This window comes from Leifsonia sp. C5G2 (assembly GCF_013359685.1).
Lineage (GTDB): Bacteria > Actinomycetota > Actinomycetes > Actinomycetales > Microbacteriaceae > Leifsonia.
In genome coordinates this window covers 1-19,976 of record NZ_JABFMV010000003.1, presented here as the reverse complement: position 1 = coordinate 19,976, position 19,976 = coordinate 1, and the positions used below count along the sequence as shown (strand labels likewise).

20 protein-coding genes are annotated in these 19,976 nt (G+C 72.1%); 14 read left to right on the top strand and 6 right to left on the bottom strand.

The genetic code is table 11. The annotated features are described in order from the left end of the window. Positions 1-151 precede the first annotated feature (151 nt). Both HNO83_RS04790 and HNO83_RS04785 read left to right on the top strand, forming a co-directional pair. Complete coding sequence (locus HNO83_RS04790) at positions 152-910, top strand: fructosamine kinase family protein (protein ID WP_175336694.1); 759 nt, start codon at positions 152-154, stop codon at positions 908-910. An 89-nt stretch (positions 911-999) separates the two neighbouring features. After that, positions 1,000-1,233 (top strand): hypothetical protein, encoded by a 234-nt coding sequence (locus tag HNO83_RS04785; RefSeq protein WP_175336385.1) that lies wholly within the window; start codon positions 1,000-1,002, stop codon positions 1,231-1,233. 61 nt (positions 1,234-1,294) lie between these two features. Here the strand turns inward: HNO83_RS04785 and HNO83_RS04780 are convergent, their stop codons facing one another. From HNO83_RS04780 to HNO83_RS04770, 3 genes are all read right to left on the bottom strand, one after another. Beyond that, on the bottom strand, positions 1,295-1,681 hold the full coding sequence (locus HNO83_RS04780) for a DUF779 domain-containing protein (protein ID WP_435871294.1): 387 nt from the start codon (positions 1,679-1,681) through the stop codon (positions 1,295-1,297). Positions 1,682-1,689: 8 nt separating this feature from the next. Beyond that, the gene (gene exaC / locus HNO83_RS04775) at positions 1,690-3,267 is read right to left on the bottom strand and encodes an acetaldehyde dehydrogenase ExaC (RefSeq protein ID WP_283810061.1); all 1,578 of its coding nucleotides are present in this window, start codon (positions 3,265-3,267) and stop codon (positions 1,690-1,692) included. 107 nt (positions 3,268-3,374) lie between these two features. Then, the gene (locus tag HNO83_RS04770; protein ID WP_175336384.1) at positions 3,375-4,601 is read right to left on the bottom strand and encodes a GAF domain-containing protein; all 1,227 of its coding nucleotides are present in this window, start codon (positions 4,599-4,601) and stop codon (positions 3,375-3,377) included. 350 nt (positions 4,602-4,951) lie between these two features. On the opposite strand from HNO83_RS04770, the gene HNO83_RS04765 reads away from it, so the two are divergent. Next, a complete protein-coding gene (locus HNO83_RS04765; protein ID WP_175336383.1) occupies positions 4,952-7,234 on the top strand; it encodes a polyribonucleotide nucleotidyltransferase in 2,283 nt (760 codons plus the stop codon). A 149-nt stretch (positions 7,235-7,383) separates the two neighbouring features. On the opposite strand, the gene HNO83_RS04760 is transcribed toward HNO83_RS04765, so the two are convergent. Beyond that, positions 7,384-7,848: an Lrp/AsnC family transcriptional regulator gene (locus tag HNO83_RS04760; protein WP_175336382.1), complete on the bottom strand. Its 465-nt coding sequence runs from the start codon at positions 7,846-7,848 to the stop codon at positions 7,384-7,386. A gap of 182 nt (positions 7,849-8,030) precedes the next feature. Here HNO83_RS04760 and pdhA point away from each other — a divergent pair, with 182 nt between their 5' ends. The 3 genes from pdhA to HNO83_RS04745 are packed head-to-tail and all read left to right on the top strand — an operon-like array spanning position 8,031 to position 11,535. After that, positions 8,031-9,191, top strand: a complete 1,161-nt coding sequence (pdhA, locus tag HNO83_RS04755) for a pyruvate dehydrogenase (acetyl-transferring) E1 component subunit alpha (RefSeq protein ID WP_175336381.1) — start codon at positions 8,031-8,033, stop codon at positions 9,189-9,191. Next, positions 9,188-10,198 carry an alpha-ketoacid dehydrogenase subunit beta gene (locus HNO83_RS04750; RefSeq protein WP_175336380.1) on the top strand — a complete coding sequence of 337 codons (1,011 nt, stop codon included), beginning with the start codon at positions 9,188-9,190 and terminating at the stop codon, positions 10,196-10,198. Before pdhA ends, HNO83_RS04750 begins: the two co-directional genes overlap by 4 nt. Further along, positions 10,198-11,535 (top strand): dihydrolipoamide acetyltransferase family protein, encoded by a 1,338-nt coding sequence (locus tag HNO83_RS04745; RefSeq protein WP_175336379.1) that lies wholly within the window; start codon positions 10,198-10,200, stop codon positions 11,533-11,535. The genes HNO83_RS04750 and HNO83_RS04745 overlap by 1 nt, the downstream gene beginning before the upstream one ends. Before the next feature lie 61 nt (positions 11,536-11,596). On the opposite strand, the gene dapD is transcribed toward HNO83_RS04745, so the two are convergent. After that, entirely contained in the window at positions 11,597-12,577 is a 981-nt protein-coding gene (gene dapD, locus HNO83_RS04740; protein WP_175336378.1) for a 2,3,4,5-tetrahydropyridine-2,6-dicarboxylate N-succinyltransferase, read from the bottom strand. 17 nt (positions 12,578-12,594) lie between these two features. Here dapD and dapE point away from each other — a divergent pair, with 17 nt between their 5' ends. From dapE to HNO83_RS04715, 5 genes are all read left to right on the top strand, one after another. After that, a complete protein-coding gene (gene dapE, locus HNO83_RS04735) occupies positions 12,595-13,677 on the top strand; it encodes a succinyl-diaminopimelate desuccinylase (RefSeq protein ID WP_175336377.1) in 1,083 nt (360 codons plus the stop codon). Further along, positions 13,649-14,926 (top strand): hypothetical protein, encoded by a 1,278-nt coding sequence (locus HNO83_RS04730; RefSeq protein ID WP_349627075.1) that lies wholly within the window; start codon positions 13,649-13,651, stop codon positions 14,924-14,926. The genes dapE and HNO83_RS04730 overlap by 29 nt, the downstream gene beginning before the upstream one ends. Positions 14,927-14,994: 68 nt before the next feature. Next, positions 14,995-15,168: a DUF3117 domain-containing protein gene (locus tag HNO83_RS04725; protein ID WP_115695182.1), complete on the top strand. Its 174-nt coding sequence runs from the start codon at positions 14,995-14,997 to the stop codon at positions 15,166-15,168. A gap of 130 nt (positions 15,169-15,298) precedes the next feature. Then, the gene (locus tag HNO83_RS04720; protein ID WP_175336376.1) at positions 15,299-15,553 is read left to right on the top strand and encodes a type II toxin-antitoxin system TacA family antitoxin; all 255 of its coding nucleotides are present in this window, start codon (positions 15,299-15,301) and stop codon (positions 15,551-15,553) included. After that, on the top strand, positions 15,546-16,055 hold the full coding sequence (locus tag HNO83_RS04715) for a GNAT family N-acetyltransferase (protein WP_349627074.1): 510 nt from the start codon (positions 15,546-15,548) through the stop codon (positions 16,053-16,055). The genes HNO83_RS04720 and HNO83_RS04715 overlap by 8 nt, the downstream gene beginning before the upstream one ends. Before the next feature lie 13 nt (positions 16,056-16,068). Here HNO83_RS04715 and HNO83_RS04710 read toward each other — a convergent pair whose 3' ends face one another. Continuing rightward, positions 16,069-16,701 (bottom strand): O-methyltransferase, encoded by a 633-nt coding sequence (locus HNO83_RS04710; protein ID WP_175336374.1) that lies wholly within the window; start codon positions 16,699-16,701, stop codon positions 16,069-16,071. A 96-nt stretch (positions 16,702-16,797) separates the two neighbouring features. On the opposite strand from HNO83_RS04710, the gene HNO83_RS04705 reads away from it, so the two are divergent. From HNO83_RS04705 to HNO83_RS04695, 3 genes are all read left to right on the top strand, one after another. Next, positions 16,798-17,160, top strand: a complete 363-nt coding sequence (locus HNO83_RS04705) for a twin-arginine translocase TatA/TatE family subunit (protein WP_175336373.1) — start codon at positions 16,798-16,800, stop codon at positions 17,158-17,160. A gap of 46 nt (positions 17,161-17,206) precedes the next feature. After that, complete coding sequence (locus HNO83_RS04700; RefSeq protein WP_175336372.1) at positions 17,207-18,577, top strand: MFS transporter; 1,371 nt, start codon at positions 17,207-17,209, stop codon at positions 18,575-18,577. Beyond that, the coding region (locus tag HNO83_RS04695) for a pyridoxal phosphate-dependent decarboxylase family protein (RefSeq protein ID WP_175336371.1) at positions 18,564-19,976 on the top strand (1,413 nt) is incomplete at its 3' end. The genes HNO83_RS04700 and HNO83_RS04695, both read left to right, overlap by 14 nt.

Below are 19,976 nucleotides of genomic sequence, written 5' to 3'. Positions count from 1 at the left end.
TCTCGCCCGCTGTCGCCACAGTTGTTGGCCGCCGGCGGCGACTGCGGTGCTACGGAACGAGTGCGGCTGCGCGAGCGGGCGCGCAGGTTCCGACAGGCCGCAGTCACCCGACGCGCGCCGCAGCCGGTCGTAGGGTGGCCGGGTGGACACGGTGGTGAAGCAGCGCGCGGACGCGCCGGACGGATTCTTCGAGGCGGAGGCGGCGGGCCTGCGCTGGCTGGGGGAGCCGGCGGCCGGCGGCGGTGCCCGCGTGGTGCGCGTCGTGGCGGCCGGGGCCGGCCGGATCGAGCTGGAGCGCATCCACGAGGGCCGGCCGACGCCGGCCGGCGCGCGCGCCTTCGGGGCGGCGCTCGCCGTGACCCACGCCGCGGGCGCGGCCGCCTTCGGGGCGCCGCCCGACGGCTGGGACGGGCCGCTGTTCATCGGGCGGCGGGCGCTCCCCGTCGCGCACGAGAGCAGCTGGGGCCGCTTCTACGCGCGCGACCGGGTGCTCCCGTATCTGTCGATCGCGGTCGACGCGGGCGGCGTGACGTCGTCGCAGCTTCCCGTGATCCGCGAGGCGATCGACCGTGTCGCGGCGGGGGAGTTCGACGACGACGAGCCTCCGGCCCGGCTGCACGGCGACCTGTGGAACGGCAACCTGCTCTGGGACGACCGCGGCGGCGTGCTCATCGACCCGGCGGCCCACGGCGGCCACCGGGAGACGGACCTGGCGATGCTCGCCCTGTTCGGTGCCCCGTATCTGGAGGAGATCGTTGCGGGCTACGACACGGCGCGGCCGCTGCGCGCCGGCTGGCGCGGCCGGATCCCGGTGCACCAGCTGCATCCGCTCGCGGTGCACGCCGCCGGCCACGGGCCGTCGTACGGCGTCGCGCTGGCCGACGCCGCGCGGGCGACGCTCGCCCTCTGAACGTCGGCGCACAGCATCCTGAGCCCCCCTTCACACCCGCCCCGGAACGCGGGATGATTGCGCTATCGCAATTGAAGGAGGCGAGGACCATGACAGAACGCGGAGAACGCGACCTCGTCGAAGGCCGCTACACGCAGGCGCAGCCGGAGACGGCGGAGCCGCGGCGCGTGCACGGCCGGTACACCGGCGCGGACGACGACCCGGTCGAGCAGGAGACGCTCGGCGCCTACGTCGGCGCCCAGCACGACGGCGAGCCGCCGCTCGTGCGCAGCACCCGGCAGCGCATCGGCGACTACCCGCGCGCCGACCACGACGCCCACTGAGTGATCGCGGGAGGACGCCGGTCGCGCCTCGATGCGACGCCCTCCCGCAGCTCATCGCCCGCTACACGAGGCCGAACGCGGCCAGCTCGGCGTCGGACAGCATCCGGGAGCGCAGGAGGAAGCGCTTGCCCTCCGGCGCCTCCACCGAGAAGCCGCTGCCGCGGCCGTCGACCAGGTCGATGGTGAGGTGGGTGAACTTCCAGTACTCGAACTGGGACGCCGACATGTAGACCGGCACCGGATCGATGCCCTCGACGGCCAGGCGGCCGAGAAGCACGTCGGAGCCTCCGGTGCGGAACATCCCGACCGGGAAGCACATCGGCGCCGACCCGTCGCAGCAGCCGCCGGACTGGTGGAACAGGAGCGGTCCGTGGACGGCCGCCAGGCGCCGCAGCATGTCCGCGGCGGCCGGCGTGACGTCCACCCGCGTGGCAGGCGAGTCCGTCACGGCGACTCCTAGAAGAAGCCCATCGCGCCGTCGGCGTACGACACCAGCAGGTTCTTGGTCTGCTGGTAGTGGTCGAGCATCATCCGGTGGTTCTCCCGGCCGATGCCCGACTGCTTGTAGCCGCCGAAGGCCGCGTGCGCCGGGTACTGATGGTACGTGTTGCACCAGACGCGGCCGGCCTCGATCGCCCGGCCCGCCCGGTACAGCTGGGACCCGTCGCGGCTCCAGACGCCGGCGCCCAGGCCGTACAGCGTGTCGTTGGCGATGCCGATCGCGTCGTCGAAGCCGTCGAACCGGGTCAGAGCGAGCACCGGCCCGAAGATCTCCTCCTGGAAGATGCGCATCGAGTTGTCGCCCTCGAACACGGTCGGCTGCACGTAGTAGCCGCCGGAGAGCTCGCCGCCGAGGTCGGCGCGCTCGCCGCCGGTCAGCAGCCGGGCGCCCTCCTGCCTGCCGATGTCGATGTAGGAGAGGATCTTCTCCAGCTGGTCGTTGGAGGCCTGCGCGCCGATCATCGTCGAGACGTCGAGCGGGTCGCCCTGCTTGATCGCCTTCACCCGCTGCAGGCCGTCGGCGACGAACCCGTCGTAGATCGACGACTGGACGAGCGCGCGCGACGGGCAGGTGCAGACCTCGCCCTGGTTGAGGGCGAAGAACGAGAAGCCCTCCAGGGCCTTGTCGTAGAACGCGTCCTTGCCGCTCGCGACATCCTCGAAGAAGATGTTCGGGCTCTTGCCGCCGAGTTCGAGCGTGACCGGGATGAGGTTCTCGCTCGCGTACTGCATGATCAGCCGGCCGGTGGTCGTCTCTCCGGTGAACGCGACCTTCCGGATGCGCGGGTGCGACGCCAGCGGCGCCCCGGCCTCGAAGCCGAAGCCGTTCACGATGTTGAGCACGCCGTCCGGCAGCAGGTCGCGGATGAGGTCGAGCCAGACGTGGATGGACGCGGGCGTCTGCTCCGCCGGCTTCAGCACCACGCAGTTGCCGGCCGCGAGGGCGGGGGCGAGCTTCCAGGTCGCCATGAGGATCGGGAAGTTCCACGGGATGATCTGCCCGACGACGCCGAGCGGCTCGTGGAAGTGGTACGCGACCGTGTCGTGGTCGAGCTCGCTGATGCCGCCCTCCTGCGCACGGATCGCTCCGGCGAAGTAGCGGAAGTGGTCGATGGCGAGCGGGATGTCGGCCGCGAGGGTCTCGCGCACCGGCTTGCCGTTCTCCCAGGTCTCGGCGACGGCGAGCACCTCGAGGTTGGCCTCCATCCGGTCGGCGATGCGGGTCAGCAGCAGCGCGCGCTCGGCGACGGAGGTGCGGCTCCACTCCGGGAACGCCGCCCAGGCCGCGTCGACCGCGGCGTCGACGTCGGCGGCGGTGCCGCGGGCGATCTCCGTGAAGGGGCGGCCGGTCACCGGGGTGACGTCCTCGAAGTACTGGCCGCCGCGCGGCGCGACGTAGCGCCCGCCGATGAAGTGGTCGTAGCGCGGGGCGTAGCTCATCACGGCGCCCTCGCTGCCGGGGCGGGCGTAGACGCTCGGCTTCTCGGCCGGGGCGGTCGTCTCGTCGGCGGTCTGTTCCGGACTCAGAGTCATGGTTGGTCTCCTTCGACTTCACATGGGTGCGCGCCGGTCGCGCGCGCTCCGCACGCTAGCCGGAGGAGGGTTGCATCCCGTTGCATCGCCGTGGATGCGGGAGGCGGCTACTCGGCGGACTCGAGGGCGAGCAGGTGCGCGACGACGAGTGCGCGCCGGGGCGACTGCGGCGGGAGGGCGTGCAGGGCGGCACGCCAGATCTCCACGTCGTCGGCGCCGCGGTCGGTCTCCGCCCAGGCGAGGAGCAGGTCGGCCGAGCCCGACTCCAGCAGCGCCTCGCGGAGCCGCCCGACGACCTCCTCGCGCAGCTCGTCCAGCCCCGGTGCCGCCGAACCGGGCAGCGGGCCGCCGCCGTAGGCAGCGACCGCCGCGCGGTGCGCCCCGCGCCGCTGCAGGTCGACGACCGCGCCGATGTCGGTCTCCAGCGGCGCGGCGAGCCGGTAGGGACGCGTCAGCGGCCCGAGCTCCGGGGCGACCGACCCGAGCGCCCGCCGCAGCCGCACCATCTCGGCGCGGAGCGTCACGGCGCGGCGGGCGTCGCCGTACACCAGCTCGGCCAGGCGCTCGGCGGAGAGCCCATCGCCGTGCCAGGCCAGCAGGGCCAGCAGCTCGCTGTGCCGGGTGCTCAGCGTCCCGGTGCGGCCGCTCTGCCCGGTGAGCTCGCCGGTGTCGCGGCCGAGGATGCGCAGCTGCGCGGCCCGGGCGGGGGAGCGGTGGGCGCGGGATGCTGCCGGGTGACCGCTCCCGCGGTCGCGCAGCCGGGCGATGAGGAGCTCGCGCTCGACCGCGGCGACCGTCGCCTCCACCAGGGGGAGCACGTGCGGCGCGGCCACCTGGTCCTCGCCCGTCACATCCACGACGCCGATGATGTCGCCGGACTCCGGGTCGCGCACCGGGACGGCGGTGCAGCTCCACGGCTTCACCTCGTAAGAGAAGTGCTCGGCGCCGCGGATCTGCACCCCGCCGCCGATCGCGAGCGCGGTGCCGGGGGCCGACGTGCCGACGTCGCCCTCGGCCCAGGCGGCGCCCGGCACGAACAGCATGGACTCCGCGCGGCGCCGCAGCACGGGGTCGCCCTCCACCCAGAGCAGTCGTCCGCGCTCGTCGCCGATCGCCACGACGACGCGGGAGTCCGGATCGGCGTCGCGCACCAGCAGCTGCCGGATCACGGGGAGCGCCGCGGAGATCGGGTGCGCCCTCCGCGCGTCGTCCAGCGCCGGGCCGTCGAGCACGAGGGGAGCGCTGACGTGCTCCGGGTCGAGCCGCGCCCGCTCGGCGCGACGCCAGGAGGCGTCCACCACCGGCCGCATCGCCCGCGAGACTCCCTCGTCCATGCGCAGCATCGTAACCCCGGCGCGCGGGCGGGAGACCCGCCTCCTGCGTACTCCACGCCGCCGACTGATAGGATACTGGTGGTCGGCCGTGCGCCGACCGTCCAACTCAATACCGAGAAGGAACCCGGAGCAGGCCGGCAGGAGCTGGTCCTCGGTGGTGGTATCCGGATGCGCAGGGCGCAACCGTGTATTTCTACTGATGGCCAGACGGGCTCGGCCCACGCACCCCGATGGGATGCCCCGTACACGCTCGATGTCCGTACATACGCGTGTCGATCTGCCTGTTCCTGCTCCTTGGATGAAGTCGCGCCCACACGGGGTGGCGACGTTAAACAAAGGAGACAGACCTCTTGGAAGGTCCTGAGATCAAATTCGCCGAAGCCGTCCTCGACAACGGCCGCTTCGGCACCCGCACCGTCCGGTTCGAGACCGGACGCCTCGCCCAGCAGGCGCAGGGCGCCGTCGCCGCCTACCTCGACGAGGAGACCATGCTGCTGAGCGCGACGAGCGCCAGCAAGCACCCGAAGGACAACTTCGACTTCTTCCCGCTGACCGTCGACGTCGAGGAGCGCTCCTACGCCGCCGGCAAGATCCCCGGCTCGTTCTTCCGCCGCGAGGGCCGCCCGTCCACCGAGGCGATCCTGGTGTGCCGCCTGATCGACCGCCCCCTGCGCCCGTCGTTCGTCGACGGCCTCCGCAACGAGGTGCAGATCGTCATCACCGTCCTGAGCATCGCCCCGGACGAGTTCTACGACGCTCTCGCCATCAACGCGGCCAGCGCCTCCACGCAGATCTCCGGTCTGCCGTTCTCCGGCCCGATCGCCGGTGTGCGCCTCGCGCTCATCCCGGGCAACGGGACGCACGAGGACCAGTGGATCGCGTTCCCGAAGGCCTCGCAGCTCGAGGAGGCCGTGTTCGACCTCGTCGTGGCGGGCCGCGTCCTCGTCAACGAGGACGGCTCCGAGGGCGACGTCGCGATCATGATGGTCGAGGCCGAGGCCACCGAGAACAGCTGGAACCTCATCCAGGGCGGCGCCACCAAGCCGAGCGAGGAGGTCGTGGCCCAGGGCCTCGAGGCGGCCAAGCCGTTCATCCGCGAGCTCGTCGGCGCGCAGAACGTCCTGGCTCAGCAGTCGGCCAAGGAGATCAAGGAGTACCCGGTCTTCCTGCCCTACTCGCAGGAGACCTACGACAACGTCGCCGGCCTCGCCTACGACGAGCTGGTGAACGTCTACCAGATCGCCGACAAGGTCGAGCGCCAGAACGCCGACGACGCCCTCAAGGAGCGCGTCAAGACCGCGATCATCGAGAAGGTGGAGGCGGGCGTGCTCCCGCAGGAGACCCTCGACCAGTTCTCGGCCGCCTACAAGTCGGTGTCCAAGGTGGTCATGCGCGGCCGCGTGCTGCGCGAGGGCGTCCGCATCGATGGCCGTGGCCTGACCGACATCCGTCCGCTCGACGCCGAGGTGCAGGTCATCCCGCGCGTCCACGGCTCGGCGATCTTCCAGCGCGGCGAGACCCAGATCCTGGGCGTCACCACGCTGAACATGCTCAAGATGGAGCAGCAGATCGACTCGCTGTCGCCGGTCACCAAGAAGCGCTACCTGCACCACTACAACTTCCCGCCCTACTCGACCGGTGAGACCGGCCGTGTGGGTTCGCCGAAGCGTCGCGAGATCGGCCACGGCTTCCTGGCCGAGCGCGCGCTCGTGCCGGTGCTGCCGAGCCGCGAGGAGTTCCCGTACGCGATCCGTCAGGTGTCCGAGGCGCTCAGCTCCAACGGCTCCACCTCGATGGGCTCCGTCTGCGCCTCCACCCTGTCGCTGCTGAACGCCGGTGTGCCGCTGCGCGCCCCGGTCGCCGGCATCGCGATGGGCCTGGTGTCCGACGTCGTCGACGGTGAGACCCGCTACGCGGCGCTCACCGACATCCTGGGCGCCGAGGACGCGCTCGGCGACATGGACTTCAAGGTCGCCGGCACCAGCGAGTTCGTCACCGCGATCCAGCTCGACACGAAGCTCGACGGCATCCCGTCGTCGGTGCTCGCCGGCGCGCTGAACCAGGCGAAGGACGCCCGCACCACGATCCTGAGCGTGCTGAACGCGGCGATCGACCGTCCGGACGAGATGGCCCCGACCGCGCCGCGCGTGATCTCGGTCCAGATCCCGGTCGACAAGATCGGCGAGCTGATCGGCCCGAAGGGCAAGACGATCAACGCCATCCAGGATGAGACCGGCGCCGACATCTCCATCGAGGAGGACGGCACCGTCTACATCGGCGCGGTCGACGGCCCGTCGGCCGAGGCGGCCCGCGCCCAGGTCAACGCGATCGCGAACCCCACCAACCCGGAGGTCGGCGAGCAGTTCCTCGGAACCGTCGTCAAGATCGCCGCGTTCGGTGCGTTCGTCTCGCTGCTCCCGGGCAAGGACGGCCTGCTGCACATCTCCGAGGTCCGCAAGCTCGCCGGTGGCAAGCGTGTGGAGAACGTGGAGGACGTGCTCGGCGTCGGCCAGAAGATCCTGGTGGAGATCACCAAGATCGACGACCGCGGCAAGCTCTCGCTCGCCCCGGTGATCGCCGAGGACACCCCCGAGGCCGCCGAGGCCCCTGCGGAGGCCCCCGCCGAGGCGTAACCCGCCTCGCCTCTCACGAAGGCCGCGCCGACTGAAGTCGGCGCGGCCTTCGCGCATCTGCCGCACGCCCAAGCCATCAGCTCCTGAGTTCTTCGAGATGCGCGCGGCGTGTCGCTCGAAGAACTCAGGAGCTGACGGCTTGGAGAGGGTCAGGCGTCTCGGGTGAGGAGGGGGCGGAGGCGGTAGGGGATGAGCTCGCCCATGTCGAGGGAGGTCTCGGCGCGGTCGACGCCCTCGGTGGACTGGATGATGCCGGTGATCCGGAAGAGGTCCTCGGCGTCGACGCAGACGACGCGCAGCAGCAGGTCGGACGGCCCGGAGAGACCGTGCGCCGACACGATCTCGGGGATCGCCGCAAGGCTCTCGACCACGTCCGCCAGGCGCTGCTGCTGCACGTGCACGTTGACGAACGCGGCGAGCGGGTAGCCCGCGACCCGCGCCGAGATGCGCCGCTCGAACGACAGGAACGCGCCGTTGCGCTCCAGTTCTGCGACCCGCGCCTGCACCGTGTTGCGGCTGAGGCCGAGCCGGTCGGCGAGGGCGACGTTGGTCGACCGGGGATCGTCCGCGAGGGCGAGGAGGATGCGGCGGTCGGTATTGTCGAAGCTGCGCATAGTGTGAAAACTAGCACCCGTAGCTCCGTCGCGGTAGTGCAGGGTGCACGGTCGACACGCCGATGGTTGTGCGGGCTGACCCCGCAGCGTAGCCTTCCGGTAATTCCGGCGAAGGGGCCGGAAGCCGTCGGGCGCGCCACAAGCGCCGCCCGCCGGGCGCGAGAGTGAAGGTTGCGTGAACCGTGACGATCGACAATCAGCCTGCCACCCGCCGGAGTGACGCTCACCCCGGCCTCGAGTCCCTCGGCGACCTCCGCCTCGACGGACTCGACCTCGTCGGTCTGCTCGACGCCGACGGCGTCCGGCACGGCGACGACCGGTTCGACGCCTGGGTCTCCGACATCGGCCTGGAGCAGCTCCTCGATCTCTACGAGGACATGCGCGTCATCCGCCGCATCGACGCCGAGGCCACCGCCCTGCAGCGCCAGGGCGAGCTGGGTCTCTGGCCGCCGCTGCTCGGCCAGGAGGCCGCCCAGATCGGCTCCGGCCGCGCGCTCCGCTCCGACGACTTCGTCTTCTCCAGCTACCGCGAGCACGGCGTCGCCTACTGCCGCGGCGCCGGCCTCGTCGATCTGCTGCGCGTGTGGCGCGGCACGACGCAGAGCGGCTGGAACCCGTACGACATCAACATGGCGACACCGCAGGTCATCATCGGCGCCCAGACTCTGCACGCCACCGGCTACGCCCTCGGCATCCAGGCCGACGGCACGGATGCGGTCGCGGTCGCGTACTTCGGCGACGGCGCCACCAGCGAGGGCGACGTGAGCGAGGCGCTGATCTTCGCCGCGACCTACGCCGCCCCTGTCGTGTTCTTCTGCCAGAACAACCAGTACGCGATCTCGGAGCCCGTCTCGCTGCAGGCGCAGCGTCCGATCGCCGAGCGGGCGCCGGGGTTCGGCGTCCCGAGCGTGCGCGTCGACGGCAACGATGTGCTGGCCGTGCTCGCGGTGACGCGAGCGGCGCTCGATCGGGCGCGTTCGGGAGGCGGCCCCACCTTCATCGAGGCAGTCACGTACCGGATGGGCCCGCACACCACCGCCGACGACCCCACCCGCTACCGCGACCCGGCCGAGCTCGACGTCTGGCGCGGCAAGGACCCGCTGGCGCGCGTCGAGGCGTACCTGACCGCGCAGGGCGCACTGACCGACGAGCGCCGCACCGCGATCGCGGCGAAAGCCGATGCCGTCGCCGCCGAGATGCGTTCCGGCATCACGGCCCTGCAGGATCCGGACCCGCTGAGCGTCTTCGACAACGTCTACGCCGAGCCGCACACGGGGCTCGCCCGCGAGCGCGACCACTACTCGCGTTACCTGCGCACTTTCGTGGGGAGCGACGGACGATGACCTCACTCAGCATGGCGAAGGCCATCAACGCCGGCCTCCGCCGCGCTCTGGCCGCCGACGAACGCGTGGTGCTCATGGGCGAGGACATCGGGACGCTCGGCGGCGTCTTCCGCGTCACCGACGGCCTGCAGACCGAGTTCGGCCCGCGCCGGGTGATGGACTCGCCGCTCGCCGAGTCCGGCATCCTCGGCACCGCCGTCGGGATGGCGTACCGCGGCTACCGGCCGGTGGTCGAGATCCAGTTCGACGGCTTCATCTATCCGGCGTTCGACCAGATCGTGAACCAGGTCGCGCGTATGCACTACCGCACCGCGGGCAACGTGCGGATGCCGATCGTCATCCGCGTGCCGTTCGCGGGAGGCATCGGCTCGGCCGAGCACCACTCCGACTCGCCCGAGGCCTACTTCGCGCACACGCCCGGCCTCCGCGTGGTCAGCCCGTCGGACCCGCAGGACGCGTTCACGCTCATCCAGCAGGCGATCGCCTCGGAAGACCCGGTGCTCTTCTTCGAGCCGAAGCGGCGGTACCACGCCAAGGGCGAGGTGGACGAGGACGCCCCGCTCGCCGACGCCCGCCCGATGGGCACGGCGCGTGTGGTCGCGCAGGGCTCCGACGTCACGCTGGTGACGTACGGCGGCCTCGTGCCGCTGGCGCGGGATGCCGCGGTCGCCGCGGGCGACGAGGGGGTGTCGGTCGAGGTGGTCGACCTGCGCTCGCTGTCCCCGCTCGACCTCGACACCGTCGTCGCCTCGGTCAAGCGCACCGGCCGCCTCGTCGTGACGCACGAGGCCGCGCTGTCCGGCGGCCTCGCGGCGGAGATCTCGGCGTCGATCACCGAGCGCTGTTTCTACCACCTCGAGCACGCACCGGTGCGGGTGACCGGGCACGACATCCCGTACCCGCCCGCCCGCCTGGAGTCGGCGCACCTGCCCGACCTCGACCGCATCCTGGACGGCATCGACCGCGCCATGGACCGGCCGAACTCGCTCACCGGGGTGGAGGACTGATGGCCGTCAAGGAGTTCGCCCTGCCCGACCTCGGCGAGGGCCTGACCGAGTCGGAGCTGGTCGCCTGGAAAGTCGCCGTCGGCGACACCGTGCAGCTGAACCAGATCATCGCCGAGGTGGAGACCGCCAAGGCGCTCGTGGAGCTGCCTGCGCCGTACGACGGCCGGGTCTCGCGCCTGTTTGTCGAGCCCGGAGTGACGGTCGCGGTCGGCGAGCCGCTGGTCGCGTTCGAGGTGGATGCGGACGAGCCGGCGGGGGAGGCGCCAGCTCCCGCTCCGGCAGCACCGGCCGCCGACGCACCGGAGCCGACGCTGGTCGGATACGGTGCTCGGCCCGAGTCCGGCGCGCGGCCTGCGCGGCGCGCCCGGCCGGGGCTGGTGTCCGACCGCGGGGAGAGTGGCGGGGCGATCACGGCCCCGGCCGCGGTCGCCGCAGCCCCCGTCGCGTCCGCGACCGCGCTGGCCGAGCGCCCGCGCGCGACCCCGCCCGTGCGCAAATTCGCCCGCGAGCTCGGCGTCGACCTCGCGTCGGTCACCGGAACCGGCGATCGCGGGCTGATCACGCGCGGCGACGTGCAGTCCTTCGCCGGCGGCGGCCACACCGAGCCGGAGCCCGTGCCGCAGCAGGCCGCAGGGTCGCGCGAGACGCGCATCCCGGTCCGCGGCGTCCGGAAGGCCACGGCGGAGGCCATGGTCCGCAGCGCGTTCGGCGCACCACAGGCGACCGTCTTCCTCACGGTGGACGCGACCGCCACGATGGAGCTCTCCGCCCGGCTCAAGGCGCGCCCCGAGTTCGCCGACGCGAAGCCCGGACTGCTCGCGATCGTCGCGAAGGCGCTGCTGCTAGCGGTCCGCCGCACGCCCGAGGTCAACTCGCGGTGGGACGACGCCGCGCAGGAGATCGTGCAGGCCGGGTACGTGCATCTCGGAATCGCCGCGGCGACGCCACGCGGGCTGCTGGTGCCGGTGATCCGGGACGCCGACGCGCGGTCGCTCGGGGAGCTCGCGGCCGCGATCCGCGGCCTCGCCGAGACCGCCCGGGCCGGACGCACCGCGCCCGCCGACCTCTCTGGCGGCACGATCACGATCACGAACGTCGGCGTGTTCGGCGTGGACGCCGGCACGCCCATCCTGACGCCCGGCGAGGCCGCCATCCTCGCAGTCGGGGCCGTGCGTCGTCAGCCGTGGGAGCACGAGGGCGGCATCGCACTGCGCGACGTGCTCACCCTCGCGCTGTCGTTCGACCACCGCATCGTGGACGGCGAGCAGGCCAGCCGCTTCCTCGCCGACATCGGCCGCATCCTGCGCGACCCCGCGTCCGTCCTCGCCATGGTCTGACGGCCACCTGGTTGACGCGACACGCCGCCGCGCCGCAGGGGCGGACGGCGTGTCGTGTCACCTAGGCGTGCAGGGCCGCGTTGAGCTCCACGCCGGCGCCGGCGCGGCGGAGCACCTCGACGGCGCCGGTGAGCGAGTTGCGGCGGAAGAGCAGGCCGGGGACCCCGGAGAGGTCGGCGGCCTTCGCGGTCTGCGGGCGGCCGTCGGCGGTGGGCGCCTCGCCCACGAGCACGACCTTCGTCCCCGCGGTCACATAGAGGCCGGCCTCGACGACGGAGTCGTCGCCGATCGAGATGCCGATGCCGGAGTTCGCGCCGAGCAGCGCACGTTCGCCGATCGACACGCGGTGCGTGCCGCCGCCGGAGAGCGTGCCCATGATGGAGGCGCCTCCGCCGATGTCGGACCCGTCGCCCACCACGACGCCCTGCGAGATGCGGCCTTCGACCATGGAGGAGCCGAGCGTCCCGGCGTTGTAGTTCACGAAGCCCTCGTGCATGACCGTCGTGCCCGGCGCGAGGTGGGCGCCCAGCCGCACGCGCGAGGCGTCCGCGATGCGCACGCGCTCCGGGGTGACGTAGTCGAGCAGGCGCGGGAACTTGTCGACGCCCGAGACCTGGATGCCCGCCCGCTGCAGCCGCGGCCGCAGGCGGTCGAGGTCGGCCGGGTGCACCGGTCCGGCGTTGGTCCAGGCGACGTTCGGCAGGTGGGCGAAGATCCCGTCGAGGTTCTGGCCGTTGGGTCGCACCAGAAGGTGCGAGAGCAGGTGCAGCCGCAGGTAGGCGTCGGGCGTGGACGCCGGCGGCGCATCCAGGTCGATCTCCACCGTGACGATGTCGATGCGGACCGCGCGCCGGGTGTCCTCGCCGGCCAGCTCCTCCAGCTCGGCGGGCGCGATCCAGCGGTCGCGGCCGGCCGGGAGGGTGCCGAGCCGCGGCTCCGGGAACCAGGTGTCGAGCACGGTGCCGTCGGAGGCCACCGTCGCGAGGCCGTAGCCCCAGGCGGCGCGGGGCGCGGGAGAACTTTCAGGCGCGTCGGAAGGCATGCCCCTAGGTTAGTAGGGTGCAGAACCTCGACCTCACCGCCTCCTCCATCGACCTCACCCGTCAGCTGTGCGACATCGAGTCCGTCTCCGGCAACGAGGGGTCCCTCGCGGACGCGATGGAGGCCGCGCTCTCCGGCCTGCCGCACCTCGAGCTGATCCGCGACGGCGACACGCTGGTCGCCCGCACGAACCTCGGACGGGAGCGCCGGGCGCTGATCGCGGGTCACATCGACACCGTCCCGCTCAACGGCAACCTGCCGACGCGCTTCGAGGAGCACGACGGCATCCGCTACCTGTGGGGCCGCGGGACGGTCGACATGAAGGCCGGCGTCGCGGTGCAGCTGAAGCTCGCCGCCGAGCTGACCGACCCCTCCGTCGACGTGACGTGGATGTGGTACGACCACGAGGAGGTCAACGCCGAGCTGAACGGCCTCGGCCGGCTGGCGCGCAACCGCCCCGACCTGTTCGTCGGCGACTTCGGCATCCTCGGCGAGCCGAGCAACGGCGTCGTGGAGGGCGGCTGCAACGGCAACCTGCGCGTCGAGGTCCGCACCTACGGCCTGCGGGCGCACTCGGCGCGCGGCTGGGTGGGCGACAACGCCATCCACAACGCCGCGCCGATCCTCGACATCCTGGCGTCGTATCAGGCGCGCGAGGTCGAGGTCGACGGGCTCGTCTACAAGGAGGGCCTGAACGCGGTCGGCATCTCCGGGGGAGTGGCGGGCAACATCATCCCGGACGAGTGCATGGTGCACATCAACTACCGGTTCGCGCCGTCGCGCAGCTCGCAGGAGGCCATCGAGCACATGCACGAGCTGTTCGGAGACTACGAGATCACGGTCGTCGACCGCGCCGACGGGGCCCGGCCGGGCCTCGACGCACCGCTCGCGCAGGAGTTCGTCGCGGCCGTCGGCGGCGTGGCGAAGCCGAAGTACGGCTGGACCGACGTCGCCCGCTTCAGCGCGATGGGCATCCCCGCCGTCAACTACGGTCCGGGCGACCCGTTGAAGGCGCACGCCGACGACGAGCGCGTCGACGTGGAGCAGATCGTGGCGGTGGAGGAGGGACTGCGTGCCTGGCTCACCGGCGGCGCCCGCTGAGCCGACACCCGCGGCGCCGACGGCGCTGAACGACACCGCGGCCTCCGAGCCCTCCGCTCGCGGTCCCTGGTGGACGCTGTGGTGGGTGCGCGTGCTCGCCGTCTACGTCGGCGCGCGGGTGGTCACCACGGCGATCATGCTCGCCTTCGCCGCGGGCGAGGGGAAGAACGCGTGGACGTCGGCGTCGCCCGACTACTTCACCTTCGCCAACATCTGGGACGGCCGTTGGTACGAGATCGTCGCGGGCTTCGGCTACCCGGCGACACTGCCGATGAGCGACGGCGTGCACGTCAGCGAGAACGCCTGGGCGTTCATGCCGGGCTACCCCGGCGTGGTCGACGCGGTCATGTTCGTCACCCGGCTGTCCTGGCCGTACGCCGCCGTGCTGGTGTCGGTGCTGGCCGGAGCGGGTGCGGCCCTCGTCTTCCACCGGCTGCTGCGGCGGGTCGGGCTGGACGCGTCCACGAGCCTCTTCGCGGTCGTCCTGTTCTGCGTCGCCCCGGTGTCGCCGCTGTTCCAGGTCGCCTACGCCGAGTCGCTGTACCTGCTGCTGCTGGTCACCGCCCTGCTGCTCCTGGTGGAGCGGCGGTACGGCTGGCTGTTCCCGGTCGTGCTCGCCATGGCCTTCACCCGGCCGAGCGGCCTGGCCTTCGCGCTGGCGCTCGGCCTGCACGTGGTCTACCGCTGGGTGCGGCGGCGATCCGACCCGTTCCCGGTGCGCGAGCGGGTGCTCAGCGTCGCGCTCACGGCGTTCAGCGGTCTGGCGGGTCTCGCCTGGCCGGCCATCGCGGCGGTCGCGACCGGCTCCTGGACGGCGTACACCGACACCGAGCTGGCCTGGCGTGCGCCGTACATCGGCTACAAGCACCTGGTGCCCTTCGCGCCGTGGTTCCAGGGTGCCGACTGGTGGAGCAGCGCCATGCTCGGCATCCCCGGCTGGATCGGCGTGATGGCGCTCGTCGTCATCGTCGCGCTGTACGCTGTGCTGCTGTTCTCGCCCGCCGTGCGCCGGCTGGGCGTCGACCTGCGGTTCTGGGTCGCGGCGTACTCGCTCTACCTGTTCGCGGTGTTCTTCCCGCAGTCGAGCACGTTCCGCCTGCTGATGCCGCTGTTCCCGCTGCTCGGAGCGCTCGCGCTGCCGCGGAGCCGGGTCTACCGGGCGGCGATGGTCGTGCTCTTCGTCGCGCTGCAGGCGGGATGGGTGGCGATCTGCTGGTCGATCGACGGATACGACTGGTCACCTCCGTGACCCCTACGATTTCCGCAGGTCCGCAAGGATGTCGGATAATAGAAGGACATCCACGAAAGGGGAGCTGCATGGCGGCCATGAAGCCGAGGACCGGGGACGGGCCGATGGAGGCTGTGAAGGAGGGACGGCTCATCATCGTGCGTGTGCCGCTCGAGGGTGGGGGACGTCTCGTGGTGTCCGTCAACGACGCGGAGGCCAAAGAACTCCACGACGCCCTCGCGAGCGTCGTCGCCTCCGCCTGACCAAGCCGTAGCGAGAAGGGCCCCGATCCGCGGATCGGGGCCCTTCTCATGTCTGCGGTGCACACTCGCACACGTCGCCGACGTGTCGTACAATTGTCCCACAGGAGGTGTCATGTCCGTATCCGAACGCGTGGACATCCGCGTCAAGAAGGCGAAGCTCGAGCGCATCGCTCGTGCTGCCGCACTGTCGGGGGAAACCACCTCGGAGTTCGTGCGCGACGCCGCCGAGGACCGTGCCGAGCAGGTGCTCCGTGAGCACGACGCTCGCACTCATGTCCCCGCGGAGTTCTTCGACGAACTCCAAGCCCTTCTCGATGCACCGGCTCGGCCCAATGCTGCGCTCGCCTCGGCGTTCGACCGGCTCCGGGACCTGACACGTGAGTGATGCTCTGCCGTCCCGTGCCCTCGACCCTCTGCGAGACGACCTGACCGCGTTCCGTTGCGGCATCGAGGAACTGGACACCTGGTTGCGGGAGAGCGCCGTCGCGGCCGCTCGGCGTGGGACCGCGGTCACGTGGGTCTGGGCGCCGGACGGGGCCGTCATCGCCTACTACACGCTTTCGGCTCACGTGGTTCAGCGCGACGACGTGCCCGCGCGGATCGGACGTGGTGGCCCGCGAGAGATTCCGTCGGTGCTGATCGGGAAGCTGGCGCTCGATTCGAGCCTCCACGGCCGCGGAATGGGCGAAGTGCTCGTCGCCGATGCCCTCTCGCGCGTGCTTGCGGCCACCCAGGTGATCGGGGCGAAACTGGTCGTCGTCGATGCGCTGTCCGACGCCGTCGCCGGCTTCTATGAACGGCTCGGTTTCGTCCGCATCCCGAGCAGCCTTCGTCTCGTCCAGCGGATCACCGATATCGAGGCAGCCTCGACGGGTACCTCGTCGTAGTGCGCAGAAGGCCTTACGGCGCCAGCTTCGTGATCTGCAGCAGTCCTTCGCCGACGGGCGAGAGCGCGCTGATCACGGCGCCGGACGCGGAGGTCTCGGTGATGAGCGTGCGGAAGCCGGTGGCGACCTCGTCGCGCGCGGCGGGGTCGGCGACGCGACCGCGCCAGAGGGCGCGCGCCACGAGCACGGTGCCGCCCGGGCGGACCAGGCGCAGCCCGTGCTCGACGTACTCGATGACCGACTGCGGGTCGGCGTCGATGAAGACGATGTCGTAGGAGTTCTCGTTCATCCGGGGGAGCACCTCGAGGGCCCGGCCCGGGATGAGCCGCACACGGTTCGCCGGGATGCCGGCCTCGGTGAAGAAGGCGCGCGCGTGCTGCTGGTTCTCCACCTCCACGTCGATGGAGGTCAGCTGCGCCTCGGTGCCGCCGGTCAGCAGCCAGAGGCCGGAGACGCCGACGCCCGTGCCGATCTCGACCACGTTCTCCGCCCGGGTCGCCGCGACGACGACCGCCGCCTGCGCGCCCGTCGCCGGCGAGATGGGCTCGATGCCCAGCTCCAGCGACTGCTGCCGCGCGCGGACGATGACCTCGCTCTCGACGACCACGTCGTCGGCGAACCTCCAGTTCGAGTCCTTGTCTGACACAGCGCTCCCGTCGTCCGGCCGTTCGTCCGGCCAACTCCGAGGATACGGTCGGCTCGCACGGCATCCGTGGAGGCACCGCCGCGATACCCTGGAAACGTGTTCGGGCTGACCTTCGACAAGCTGCTGATCGTGGCGGTGATCGCGGCGTTCGTCATCGGCCCGGAACGGCTCCCCGCCTATGCCGCGAAACTGGGCACCTTCGTGCGCTCCCTGCGCAACTTCGCCAACGGCGCGAAGGACCGGATGCGCGACGAGATGGGCCCCGAGTTCGACGAGGTCGACTGGAAGAAGCTCGACCCGCGGCAGTACGACCCGCGCCGGATCATCCGCGAGGCGCTGCTGGAGGACCAGGCGGAGGCGCCGGGCGCGATAAAGCCGGTGACGCAGTCCGCGTACGCGCAGCGCCGGATGCCGCTCACCGCGGGCGCCGTGCCGCCGTACGACACCGAGTCCACCTGACGCGGCACGGCGGCCCGGGCGAGCACGCATCCACTACGCTGCGGACATGATCGCAACGGAGCAGTCGCTCAGCAGGGCGACCGTCGCGCGCTACGCCGTCGGGTCGCTCGGCACGGGCGGGTTCGCGACCCTGCCCGGCCTCGTGCTCGTCTACTATCTGACCGATTCACTCGGCGTCGCAGCCCTGGCGGCGGGCGTGGTGGTGACGGTCGCCAAGGTCTGGGACGTCATCATCGACCCGGTGATCGGCGCCCGGAGCGACCAGATGCTCGCCGTGCGCGGGTCGCGCCGCCCGATGATGCTGCTGGGCGGCGCCGCGCTGCCGGTGTTCTTCCTGCTCACCTTCGCCGTCCCGCCGGGAACTCCGGCCGTCGCGGCCGCGCTCTGGGTGCTGCTGGCGTTCGTGCTGACGGCGACCGCGTTCAGCCTGTTCCAGGTGCCGTACATCGCCCTGCCGGCCGAGCTCGCCTCCGGGTACGACCAGCGCACGCGGCTGCTCACCTGGCGGGTGGTGGTGCTGACGTTCGCGATCCTGCTGTTCGGCGCGGGCGGCCCCGCGCTCCGGTCGCTGGGCGGCGGCAACTCCTTCGCCGGCTACCTGCTGATGGCGCTCGTCGCGGGCGTCGTGATCGGCGCCGGGATGCTGGCCTCCGCCTTCGTCGCGCCGCGCGGCCTGCCCGCTGCTGTGCCGCCGCCGAAGGAGAGCGTCGCCGCGACGCTGCGGTCGAACTACGCGGCCGGGGTGCGGGTGCTGCGCGACAGCCAGCCGTTCCGGGCACTGCTGCTGACGTTCCTGCTGCAGGGGCTCGCCACCGGGATGATGCTCGCGGGCGCCAACTACGTGGCCACCTGGGTGCTGCGCTCGGAGGACGCGGTGACGTTCCTGTTCGTGGCCCTGATCGCGCCAGCGCTCGTCGTCACGCCGCTCTGGGGCGTCGTGGCGCGCCGGGTCGGCAAGGAGCGCGGGTTCGTCGTCGCCAGCATCCTGTTCGCCGCCGCCGCGCTGTCGATGCTCGGCCTGCTGTGGGCGCCGGGCGCCTGGGTGTACGCACCCGTCGCCGTGGCGGGCGCCGCGTACGCCGGGATGCAGTCGCTGCCGATGGCCATGCTGCCCGACGTGATCTCGCATGACGCCCGCCGCAACGATGAGGGCAGGGCCGGGACGTTCGGCGGGATGTGGACGGCGGGGGAGACCACCGGCATGGCGCTCGGCGCGACCGTGCTCAGCCTGGTGCTGGCGGTCAGCGGCTACGTCTCGCGGACCGCGGCCGAGTCGGCCGGCGCCGCCCAGCCGGGGAGCGCCGTCGCGGGCATCGTGCTCAGCTTCAGCCTCATCCCGGCCGCCGTCGTCGCGATCAGCCTGGTTCCGCTGGCGCGGTACCGGCTGCGGAAGGAGGACATCGATGGCGTCGTTTGACCAGCGGGCGATCCTCGCCCGGCTGTCGGCGTTGCGGGCGGCGGACGCGCCGACGCACGGCGGCCGCGTGCTCAGCTACGTGTACGACTCCGGGATGCCGGAGCTCGACGAGCTGGCCGCCGAGGCGATGCGCCTGGTGCAGCCGGTGAACGGGCTCGATCCGACGACGTTCACCTCGGTCGCGGTGATGGAGCGCGAGGTGGTCGGCTTCGCCCGGGAGCTGCTGCACGGCGACGACGACGTGATCGGCTCGGTGACCTCCGGCGGGACGGAGTCGTGCCTGCTCGCGGTCAAGACCGCGCGCGACGTGTGGCGGGCGGCCGGGGGCTCCGGAGTGCCGCGGCTGCTCGCGCCGGTCACCGTGCACGCGGCGTTCCACAAGGCGGCCGCGCTGTTCGGGTTGACTCTGGATCTCGTCCCCGTCGACCCGGAGACCGGTGTGCTCGACGCCACCGCGCTCACCGGGCGCATCGGCCCGGACGTCGCGCTCGTCGTCGTCTCGGCGCCCTCGTACCCGTACGCGACCCTCGACCCCGTGGAGGCGGTCGCCGTGGCCTGCGAGGAGGCGGGGGTGGCCTGCCACGTCGACGGCTGCATCGGCGGATGGATCCTGCCGTTCTGGCGCGCCGCCGACGGCTCGGCGCTGCCGCTGTGGGACTTCCGCGTACCGGGCGTGACCAGCCTCTCGGCGGACCTGCACAAGTACGGCTACGCGCCGAAGGGCGCCAGCGTCCTGCTGCAGCGCGGACGCGACCGGCAGCGGCGGCAGTACTTCGCGACGACCGGATGGCCGGGCTACCCGGTCGTCAACCCCACACTGCTCGGGTCGAAGTCGGCGGGAGCCCTCGCGGCCTCGTGGGCGATCATCCAGGCCCTCGGCGCCCGGGGCTTCGCGGAGCTCGCCGAGTCGTGCCGTCGCGCCACCCGGGCGCTGCAGGACATCGTGGCCGACATCGAGGGACTGCGCGTGCTGGGCGACCCGACCGGCCCGCTGCTGGCCGTCGTGACCGACGACACCGTGCCTCCGGAGCGCAGGGTCGACCCGCACCATTGGGCGGACCGTGCGCGACGCCGCGGCTGGGTGCTGCAGCTGCAGCCCGGACTGACCCAGGCCGACGGGACGCACCTCCCGCACACGACGCACCTCACCGTCACCCCGGTGACCGAGGGGCGGATCGACGAGCTGGAGGCGGCCCTGCGCGGCGCGGCGGACGAGGCGCGCGGCGTGCCGCCCGTGGACGCGGCCGCGGTGCTCGCCGCGCTGCCCGCGGGCCTCGCCGACCTCGGCGAGCCCGACTCGGCGACAGCGGCGCACCTCCTGCGCTCGCTGGGCCTCGCCAGCGGCTCCACCCCCGGCCTCCCCGACGACCAGGCCCCCCTGCTCGCCCTCGTGGAGGCC